Origin of the sequence: Nocardia sp. NPDC005978 (assembly GCF_040614455.1) — a bacterium.
In the GTDB taxonomy this organism is placed as follows: domain Bacteria; phylum Actinomycetota; class Actinomycetes; order Mycobacteriales; family Mycobacteriaceae; genus Nocardia.
In genome coordinates this window covers 1-9,134 of record NZ_JBEXUS010000184.1, presented here as the reverse complement: position 1 = coordinate 9,134, position 9,134 = coordinate 1, and the positions used below count along the sequence as shown (strand labels likewise).

Here is a 9,134-nt window from a genome sequence, read left to right as displayed (position 1 = left end):
CGGCGGTGGCGGCGCGCGCATTCCGGGCGCGGGGCCGCGCCGCAGGTCCCCGCGGTGGCCATTCGCGGGGACGGAACCTATGTCGTCGCGGGCGGGCTCGGTTCGTCCGGGGCGGTCGCCGTGCGGTGGCTGCTGGACGCGGGCGCGCGCGACGTGGTGGTGCTGACCCGGCAGCCGCGTGCGCTGCCGCCGCCGCTGGACGGGATGGAGGACTGGATCGTGCTGGTGCGCTGCGATCCGGCCGACCGCGACGATCTGGCCAACGCGCTGCACGACATTCGCGAATGCGGCTCGCCGATCCGGGGTGTGGTGCACGCGGGCCGCGAGCGCGACCGCGTCGCCACCGCCAATCTGGTGGCGCTCACCGCGGGCGATCCGACCGATTTCACGATCGGTTTCTCCACCGCCGGCTGGCAGCCGCTGTCCCGCGTGTCGAACTGAAACCCGCTGGTGGCCCGGGGATGATGGCGCCATGGCCGATGCGAGCATCCAGGTGAAATGGAAGGGCCGGCCGGATGAGCACGACTATCCGGCGGCCGCGGACTTCCTCGAAATGCTCGGCGAGCCCGACGTGGTGCAGACCGTCGTCGAGGAATTGCGGGCCGCGGAGATCATCCACAAGAAGGCCAAGGACATCCTGCGGGCGGCGCAGCTGGAGATCCTGCCCGCCTACAACCCGTACGTCCGGCGGGACCTGACCAAGATCGTGGCGGGTAAGGCGCTCTCGCCGATCCTCATGGTGCGCGGCGACTTCCGGCGCGGGGTGCCCGCGCAGATCGCCGACGGCTACCACCGGGTCTGCGCCATCTACTACACCGACGAGAACATTCTGATCCCGGTGAAGTTCGCGTCCCTGCCGTGAACTTCGAAACCCTCGCCCTGATCATGGTGCTGGGCCTGGCCGGTCCGCTGCTGGCGTGGCGGCGGGCCTGGCGGCTGCCGGTCGTGCTGGGCGAGCTGGCCGCCGGAATCGTGTTCGGGGCAACGGGTTTCGGGATCCTGGACACCGACGATCCGACCTTCACCTTTCTGGCCGACATCGGGTTCGCGGTCGTCATGTTCGTGGCGGGCACCCACGTGCCCATGCGCGACCACGGCCTGCGGTCCGCGCTCGGGGTGGGCGCGGCCCGGGCCGCGGGCGTCGGGGTGCTCGCGGCGGTGGCGGGGCACGCGGTCGCCGCCGCCTTCGGCATCGGGCACGGCGCGCTCTACGCCGTGCTCATCGCCTCCTCCTCGGCGGCGCTGGTGCTCCCGGTCCTGGACGCGCAGCGACTCACCGGGAAACCGGTGCTGGAGTTGACCGCCCAGGTCGCGATCGCCGACGCCGCCTGCGTGGTGGCGCTGCCGCTGGTCATCGACCCGGGCAACGCCGGGCGCGCGGCGGTGGGCGCGGTGACGGTGTGCGGGGCGGCGCTGGTGCTGTTCGCGGTGCTGCGCTATCTCGAGGATTCGGGTACGCGGCGGCGGCTGCACAAGGTGTCGCAGGATCGCCAGTACGCCCTGGAACTGCGGGTCAGCCTGGCCCTGCTGTTCGCGCTGTGCGCGCTGGCCACCCGCACCCACGTCTCGATCATGCTGGCGGGGTTCGCGTTCGGGCTGGCGGTGTCGGCGATCGGGGAACCCCGGCGGGTGGCGCGCCAGCTCTTCGCCATCGGCGACGGCTTCCTCACGCCGCTGTTCTTCGTGTGGCTGGGCGCGCGCCTGAATCTGCGGGAGTTCGGCGAACACCCGGAACTGATCACGCTGGGCCTGGTGCTCGGCGCGACGGCGCTGCTCACCCACATGGTCATGCGCCTGTCCGGGCAACCCCTGGTCTTCGGGACCCTGGCCGCGGCGCAGATCGGGGTGCCGGTCGCGGCGGTGACGGTCGGCAGCCAGCTCGGGGTACTGGCGCCGGGCGAGGCCTCGGCGATGATGCTCGGGGCGCTGGTCACGGTGGGCGCGACCGCCCTGGCCGCGGCGCGAGCGGGACGAAAGAGCGGCGGCGGAACCGGAACGGACCGCACTATCGGCGCGAACAGGAAACTCTGACGCTATCCGGAATCACCCGGCGCGACACTCGGATTCCGGCGCGGCCGGACAGTGCGGAGGCGGGGGGCCGGCGGGACCGCGTCAGTCCTCGCGCCCCAGCAGCCGATCCGTTTCGCGGCGTTCGCGTTTGGTGGGGCGGCCGCTGCCGCGATCGCGGCGCGGCTGGGCGGCGACCAGTTGCGGATCCGGCGGTGGCGGGCTCTTGTCGATCAGGCACTGCACGGCGACAGCCGCGCCGACCCGTTTGGTGAGCAGCCGCTCGACGATCACGATGCGCTCGACGCCGTTGACCCGCACGCGGATCTCGTCACCGTGTTTGAGCGAGTGGGCGGGCTTGACCGCTACGCCGTTGACGCGCACATGACCGGACCGGCAGGCCGCGGCGGCGTCGGACCTGGTCTTGAAAAGCCGGACGGCCCACACCCAGGAGTCGACTCGGGCTTGGGCCGGTTCGTTCGGCAGCGCTGATGCCACGCGCTAAGGGTACGACGAAGGTCAGGCCATCACGCGGCGCGCGGTCACGACCTGGTCGGCCTTGAGGTTGGTGTAGGAGACCGGGGTTCCGGACTGCACGGCGTTCAGCAGCTTGCCGTCGCCGGCGTAGATGCCGACGTGGCCGCCACCGTTGGTGATGACGATGTCGCCGGGGATGAGGTTCTCGAAGGCAACGGGCGCGCCGACGTGCGACTGCTCGAAGCTGGTGCGCGGCAGTTCGATTCCGGCCTGCTTGTAGGCCCACTGCACGAGGCCGGAGCAGTCGAAGCTGAACGGGCCCGAGGCGCCCCAGGAGTACTGTGCGCCGACCTTGGTGGCGGCGGCTTCGAGGGCGATGTCACCCACGCCCTGCTGCTTCTGCTGACCGAGCAGGCCGGGGAGGGAGAATCCGTTCTCGTTGCCGATGCTCGGATTCGCGCCGACGGTGAGGCCGGGGCCTTCCTGGAAGTCCTTGACCGCCTCGTTGAACTGCTGCACCTGGGGTGCGAAGGCGTCCGGCACGTCGAAGTTGCCGAGACCCGGGATTTCGACGGTGGCGGCCTGGGCGGTGATCGCCGGGAACGCACCGGTTGTCGTTGCTGCCATGGCGCCCATGACAATGGCGCCCTTCACGGAATTCGTAACGCGAGATTCCCGCTGCACGCTGTGCTTACCCACCGAGCGCCATCTCCGATCCTTCGTACGTAACGCAGTGGGCCGCGTCTCCGATGAAGCGACAGACTCCACTAAGTCACGAGAAGATTACGACTGCCGAGCCGTGTTGTCCACCCCACACGTCCGGTGTGTTGCGATTTGCGGCAAACTCCCCGGCAGACACGCGAATCCTGGTCCCGGCGCGCCGATCACGACTCGATATACCTGATCGAATATGCCGTTATCTTCCAGCGATCCGCCATTTTTCGAATCAGCGCTGGTCAAGCGCTCGCTCGAGCTGCTCGATGCGCCGGCGCGCGTCGGCGAGCTGGACTTCGAGGGTTGCCAGCGCCATCACGAGCGGGCCCACCGCGAGATCGGCGACCAGTTGCGGGTCGTCGAAACCGCTTTCGATGGCGGACAGGATGTTGTTGCGGATGCGCCCCGCCACCGCGGCCTCGCCGGGCACGTTCCAGGACCGCACCACCTCGGCGACGCTGGTCGGCTCTTCCGGCATGAAGCCTCCTCGTACGCTGCCCGGCCCCGGGCGTGGGCGATCCGACACCAGGGTAGCGAGGCGCGGTGCGGCGAACGCGATGCCGCGGGAGCTACCCGGGCGTACGTCCGCGGGGGCGCCGAAACGGAAGGGCCCCACCGAGTATGCCCGCGAACAGCTCCGTCTAGGAACTTCGTTAGACGCCGGGATAATCCCGATTCTTGCCGCTACGGTGTGGCGGCATGGACCCCGTGCGCAATCCGTACGCCCCCGGGGCGGGGCAGCGCCCGCCCGAACTCGCGGGCCGCGATCGTCAGCTCGACGCCTTCGACATCGTGCTGGAGCGGATCGCCCGGGGCCGCCCCGAACGCAGCGTGATGCTGACCGGTCTGCGCGGGGTCGGTAAGACGGTCCTGCTCAATCAGCTGCGCTCGGCGGCGCGTTCGCGCGGCTGGGGCACGGGCAAGCTGGAGGCGCGCCCGGACCAGGGCCTGCGGCGGCCGCTGTCCTCGGCGCTGCACATGGCGGTGCGCGCGCTGGCGGTGGAGCATCGCAATCCCGAGCAGGTGGACGACTTCCTCGGCATTCTCAAGGCTTTCGCGTTGCGCGCCACCGCCGACAAGAGCATGCGCGAACGCTGGAACCCCGGAATCGACGTGCCGGCGCTGAGCGGGCGCGCCGATTCCGGGGACATCGAGATCGATCTGGTGGAGCTGCTGCTCGAGGCCGCGCAGCTGGCGCGGGACGCCGGGGTCGGCATCGCGCTGTTCATCGACGAACTCCAGGATCTGGGCCCGGCCGACATCTCGGCCATCTGCGGCGCCTGCCACGAATTGAGCCAGGACGCCGCGCCTTTGATCGTGGTGGGCGCGGGCCTGCCGCATCTGCCCGCGGTGCTCTCGGCGTCCAAGTCGTACTCCGAGCGCCTGTTCTCCTATCACCGCATCGATCGCCTGGACCGGGCCGCGGCCGATCACGCGCTCATCGCGCCCGCCGAGCGCGAGGGGGTGACCTACGACGAGGACGCGCTCGCCGCGCTGTACCGCAAGGCCGATGGCTACCCGTATTTCGTGCAGGCGTACGGCAAGGCGACCTGGGATACCGCGGCCCGCGATCCGATCTCGGCGCGGGACGTCGAACTCGCGGCGCCCGCCGCCGAAGAAGAGCTGGCGGTCGGTTTCTTCGGCTCCCGCTACGAGCGGGCGACACCCGCCGAACGGGAGTACATGCGCGCCATGGCCGATCTGTCCGGCGACGACGGCCCGGTGTCCACCGCCGCGGTGGCCCGCGAGCTCGACCGCAAGCCCGCATCCCTGTCCCCCGCCCGGGACGGCCTGATCAAGAAGGGGCTGATCTATTCGGCGGAGCGCGGCACGATCGGTTTCACGGTCCCGCATTTCGGGCGTTATCTGCGTGGCGTCCAATAGCTTTCGGCCATGAATATGCCGCGTACAGCAGCCCCGAATCCGCCCGATATCAGGAATGCCGGACGGTAGCGGAACCTTCAAGATCAATGACAGACAAGCGTTTTCGATCTTTGCCAACGACTACCGATGGGTAACAAAGACTCCTACACTCGAATGTGATTCCCATCACGTCCGAGGAGGACACATGGCGACTACCGCGAAAGTCGACGCCACCGAAGAGCAGGCCCGGGCTCTCGTCGAGGAATCTCGCGAAACCACGTGGGCCAAGCCGTCGTTCGCCAAGGAGATGTTCCTCGGGCGGTTCCGCCTCGATCTCATCCATCCCTTCCCGCGCCCGACCGCCGCGGAGGCGCAGCAGAACTCCGCGTACCTCGAGCGCCTGCGCGCCTTCTGCGAGACCATCGACGGCAATCGCATCGAGGCCGAAGGCCGCATTCCGGACGAATATGTGCGGGGGCTGGCCGATCTCGGCTGCTTCGGCCTGAAGATCCCGCCGGAGTACGGCGGCGTCGGGCTCTCGCAGGTCGGCTACAACAGGGCGCTCATGCTCGTCGGCTCGGCACACGCCAGCCTGGGGGTGCTGCTCTCGGCGCACCAGTCCATCGGCGTCCCCGAACCGCTCAAGCTGGCGGGCACCCTGGAACAGAAGCGGGAGTTCCTGCCGCGCTGCGCCCGCGGCGCGGTGAGCGCCTTCCTGCTCACCGAACCCGATGTCGGATCCGATCCCGCGCGCATGGCCTCGGTCGCGGTGCCCACCGCCGACGGCGAGGCGTACGAGATCAGCGGCGTGAAACTGTGGACCACCAACGGGGTGGTGGCCGAACTGCTGGTGGTGATGGCGCGGGTGCCCAAGAGCGAGGGCCATCGCGGCGGCATCTCGGCCTTCATCGTGGAGGCCGACAGCCCGGGCATCACGGTGGAGCGCCGCAACGCCTTCATGGGCCTGCGCGGCATCGAGAACGGCGTCACCCGCATGCACAAGGTGCTGGTGCCCAAGGGCAATCTGGTCGGCCGCGAGGGCGACGGCCTCAAGATCGCGCTCACCACCCTCAACGCGGGCAGGCTCGCCATCCCGGCCATGTGCACCGCCGCGGCCAAATGGTCGCTCAAGATCGCGCGCGAGTGGAGCGCCACCCGCGTGCAGTGGGGGCGGCCGGTCGGCGAGCACGGCGCGGTCGGGTCCAAGTTGTCCTACATCGCGGCAACGACTTTCGCGCTGGAGGCGGTGCTGGATCTGTCGGCCACCATGTGCGACGAGAACCGCAACGACATTCGCATCGAGGCGGCGCTGGCCAAACTCTGGGCCTCGGAGATGGCGTGCGAGATCGCGGACGAACTGGTGCAGATCCGCGGCGGCCGCGGCTACGAGACGGCGGCCTCGCTGGCGGCGCGCGGCGAACGCGCGGTCGGCGCCGAGCAGATGGTGCGCGATCTGCGGATCAATCGCATCTTCGAGGGCTCCAGCGAGATCATGCGCCTGCTCATCGCCCGCGAGATGGCCGACGCCCACATGTCCGCGGCCGGGGCGCTGGTCGACCGCAACGCCGAGCTCAAGGACAAGGCCAAGGCCGCGGTCGGCGCGAGCGGCTTCTACGCGAAGTGGTTCCCGCAGCTGACGGTGGGCTCGGGCACGGTGCCGGCCACCTTCAGCGAATTCGGCCCGCTCGCACGGCATATGCGGTTCGTCGAGCGGATGTCGCGCAAGCAGGCCCGCGCGCTGATGTACGGCATGGCGCGCTGGCAGGCCAAGCTCGAGTACAAACAGGGCTTCCTGGGGCGCATCGTCGACATCGGCGCGGAGCTGTTCGCCATCTCGGCGGCGTGCGTGAAGGCCCAATCCCTGCGCGTGGCGGGCGATCCCGACGGCGTCGCGGCCGAGGAGCTCGCCGAGGTGTTCTGCCGCCAGTCCCGCCTGCGGATCGCGCGGCTGTTCGACGCGCTGTGGGACAACACCGATGACGCGGACACCGAACTGACCCGCGGCATCCTCGACGGGCGCTACACGTTCCTGGAGGGCGGTGCGCTCGACCCGAGCGAGGGCACCGGACCGTGGATCTCGGAGTGGTCGATCGGGCCGAGTACGGAGCAGAACCTGCTGCGCACCTTCCTGCCATCGACCAAGGCGGGGGCGGGCACCTAGGCCCCGGCGGGAATCGAGACGAGTCTGCCCTTCTCTAGCAGGTCCGCTAGAGAAGGGCAGATTTCTGTCCCGATCCGCTCGTCGTGACTCTTCTACAGATTTCTAGTGATTTCTCTAGATTTGCCTAGATCCTCCGAGGCTGCGCTGTGACACGAAAACCCGGCGTCCACCGGCGGCGAGGCGAGCTGTTCGGGATTCGAGCGGCGATCGGTATATCGATCGGCGGCGACAGTTGGGCAACTTGTGCATAACGCCAGGTGTGAGCGGTTAACGAACCGGCAATATCTTTCGACAACCGGGCAAGAGGCGATCTCCCAAGGAGTACGTCATGTCCATCACCCGCCGCGCCGCCGACAACGACGGCCATCACTTCACCGTTCCGGCCGCGGACGGCGTGCCCATCGCGGTACACGAATTCGGCGCACCCGACGCCGCCCTCACCGTGGTGTTCATTCACGGTCACTGCCTGCGCACCGAATCCTGGGCGCTGCTGCGCGACCACCTGCGCCCGCGCTGGGGCGAGGACACCCACATGGTCTTCTACGACCATCGCGGACACGGGGATTCGGGTGCGGCGGATCCGGCGACGTACACGATCGATCAGCTGGCGCACGACCTGGACGCGGTGCTGCGCGCGGTCGCGCCGACGGGACCTGTTGTCCTGGTGGGTCATTCGATGGGGGCCATGACCATCCTGGCCTACGCGCGCATCTTCCCCGAGACCATCGGCTGCCGCGTCGCCGGCGTCGGCCTGCTCGCGGGCGCGGCGAGCAGCGTCACCCGGGTCGGCATGGGCCGGCTGCTGAACGGGCCCGCGGTGGCCTCGCTGCAGGCCGCCATGCGCCGCGCGCCGCGGGCCATGCAGGCCTCGAAACACTTCAGCCGCAGGATCTTCGAGCCCATCATGCGCGAGGCCACGCACGGCACCCGCAAGGTCGGCCCGCGCCTGCTGGCGGTCGCGACGGCCATGCTGAACGAGACCTCGCTGCTGACCATGTCGAGCTTCCTGGACTCGCTCATCCGATTCGACGAGATGGCCACCCTGCACCGGCTGGGCGAGATCCCCTCGCTGGTGCTGGCCGGGTCGGCCGATGTGGTCATCCCGTTCGCGCATTCGGTGGTGCTGGCCTCCCAGCTCGACGACGCCGACCTCATCCGCCTGGACGGCGCCGGGCACAGCGTGATCATGGAGCGCGTCGAGGAGGTCGCGGCGGCCATCACCGAGCTGGTGGATCGGGCGGTGGCGCGGATGCGCGGGCGCGAGCCCGGATGCGGCCCGGAATACGCCATCGCGGGCTGATTCGGCGGCGGCGCGGGCGGTCGGCGGGACCGGTTCGGAATTGCCCCGAATGTCCCCCCAACCGGCCGGAATGCCACCGGACCGCACCGCATTGACCAGCGGTTCTTTCACTCCGGCGAGACGGATCGGGATTCGTCGCGTACTGTGTTGTAGATCACGATGTGTGGTCTGTCACACGGCTCGATCACATGCCCCGAGGAGGTTTCGATGACACGCAGCGAGATTGCGGAACTCCGCTACGCGGTCGGCCAGCTCCGGCAGTGCGTCGGCGCATTGCGCTCGCAGTACGGAGAGGCCAATATGGTCCGCCGCTTGGAAAACGATCTGGAACGACTCGTCATCGACACCGACGAATTCGAGCAGGCCCCGCCGGCCCAGGTCACTCGCGGCGCCCAGGACGTCATCTACGTCCCCGACAGCAAGTCGGACGAAGCCGCCTGGATGGGCGCACAGGACGAGGGGCTGGGCTTCCACTCCCGGCCCCGCACCAAGTAGCAGCACCCCCGGTACCCGCCGCGCCCACTCGCGGCGGGTACCGCCATGTCATCAGCGCCCGCGGTGCCTGCCCCGGCCGCCGCTCTGCCGGGCGCCGTGGAAGCGGGCGCCGCGCGG

At 69.4% G+C, this 9,134-nt stretch carries 10 protein-coding genes; 7 read left to right on the top strand and 3 right to left on the bottom strand.

The genetic code is table 11. The features are described from left to right. The 3 genes from ABZ319_RS39070 to ABZ319_RS39060 all read left to right on the top strand — a co-directional run. Positions 1 to 441, top strand: a 441-nt coding sequence (locus ABZ319_RS39070; protein WP_354991637.1) for a KR domain-containing protein, incomplete at its 5' end; no start/stop codon positions are given. Positions 442 to 472: 31 nt separating this feature from the next. Next, positions 473 to 862 (top strand): hypothetical protein, encoded by a 390-nt coding sequence (locus ABZ319_RS39065; protein WP_354991636.1) that lies wholly within the window; start codon positions 473 to 475, stop codon positions 860 to 862. Next, entirely contained in the window at positions 859 to 2,031 is a 1,173-nt protein-coding gene (locus ABZ319_RS39060) for a cation:proton antiporter (protein WP_354991635.1), read from the top strand. Before ABZ319_RS39065 ends, ABZ319_RS39060 begins: the two co-directional genes overlap by 4 nt. 81 nt (positions 2,032 to 2,112) lie before the next feature. Here the strand turns inward: ABZ319_RS39060 and ABZ319_RS39055 are convergent, their stop codons facing one another. The 3 genes from ABZ319_RS39055 to ABZ319_RS39045 form a co-directional block, all read right to left on the bottom strand. Then, a complete protein-coding gene (locus tag ABZ319_RS39055; RefSeq protein ID WP_354991634.1) occupies positions 2,113 to 2,505 on the bottom strand; it encodes an RNA-binding S4 domain-containing protein in 393 nt (130 codons plus the stop codon). Between the two features lie 21 nt (positions 2,506 to 2,526). Then, positions 2,527 to 3,111 carry an NlpC/P60 family protein gene (locus ABZ319_RS39050; protein ID WP_354991633.1) on the bottom strand — a complete coding sequence of 195 codons (585 nt, stop codon included), beginning with the start codon at positions 3,109 to 3,111 and terminating at the stop codon, positions 2,527 to 2,529. Positions 3,112 to 3,430: 319 nt separating this feature from the next. Beyond that, the gene (locus ABZ319_RS39045; RefSeq protein ID WP_354991632.1) at positions 3,431 to 3,676 is read right to left on the bottom strand and encodes a hypothetical protein; all 246 of its coding nucleotides are present in this window, start codon (positions 3,674 to 3,676) and stop codon (positions 3,431 to 3,433) included. A 221-nt stretch (positions 3,677 to 3,897) separates the two neighbouring features. On the opposite strand from ABZ319_RS39045, the gene ABZ319_RS39040 reads away from it, so the two are divergent. The 4 genes from ABZ319_RS39040 to ABZ319_RS39025 all read left to right on the top strand — a co-directional run bounded on the left by ABZ319_RS39040 (position 3,898) and on the right by ABZ319_RS39025 (position 9,017). After that, a complete protein-coding gene (locus tag ABZ319_RS39040) occupies positions 3,898 to 5,082 on the top strand; it encodes an AAA family ATPase (protein ID WP_354991631.1) in 1,185 nt (394 codons plus the stop codon). A 184-nt stretch (positions 5,083 to 5,266) separates the two neighbouring features. Next, a complete protein-coding gene (locus tag ABZ319_RS39035) occupies positions 5,267 to 7,222 on the top strand; it encodes an acyl-CoA dehydrogenase family protein (protein ID WP_354991630.1) in 1,956 nt (651 codons plus the stop codon). Positions 7,223 to 7,550: 328 nt separating this feature from the next. After that, on the top strand, positions 7,551 to 8,522 hold the full coding sequence (locus tag ABZ319_RS39030) for an alpha/beta hydrolase (RefSeq protein WP_354991629.1): 972 nt from the start codon (positions 7,551 to 7,553) through the stop codon (positions 8,520 to 8,522). A gap of 207 nt (positions 8,523 to 8,729) precedes the next feature. Further along, a complete protein-coding gene (locus ABZ319_RS39025) occupies positions 8,730 to 9,017 on the top strand; it encodes a hypothetical protein (protein WP_354991628.1) in 288 nt (95 codons plus the stop codon). The last annotated feature ends 117 nt before the right edge of the window (positions 9,018 to 9,134 follow it).

Coding starts and splice junctions, on each gene's coding strand:
- ABZ319_RS39065 (WP_354991636.1), top strand. CDS start 473: ATGGCCGATGCGAGCATCCAGGTGAAATGGAAGGGCCGGCCGGATGAG.
- ABZ319_RS39025 (WP_354991628.1), top strand. CDS start 8,730: ATGACACGCAGCGAGATTGCGGAACTCCGCTACGCGGTCGGCCAGCTC.
- ABZ319_RS39050 (WP_354991633.1), bottom strand. CDS start 3,111: ATGGCAGCAACGACAACCGGTGCGTTCCCGGCGATCACCGCCCAGGCC.
- ABZ319_RS39030 (WP_354991629.1), top strand. CDS start 7,551: ATGTCCATCACCCGCCGCGCCGCCGACAACGACGGCCATCACTTCACC.
- ABZ319_RS39040 (WP_354991631.1), top strand. CDS start 3,898: ATGGACCCCGTGCGCAATCCGTACGCCCCCGGGGCGGGGCAGCGCCCG.
- ABZ319_RS39035 (WP_354991630.1), top strand. CDS start 5,267: ATGGCGACTACCGCGAAAGTCGACGCCACCGAAGAGCAGGCCCGGGCT.
- ABZ319_RS39045 (WP_354991632.1), bottom strand. CDS start 3,676: ATGCCGGAAGAGCCGACCAGCGTCGCCGAGGTGGTGCGGTCCTGGAAC.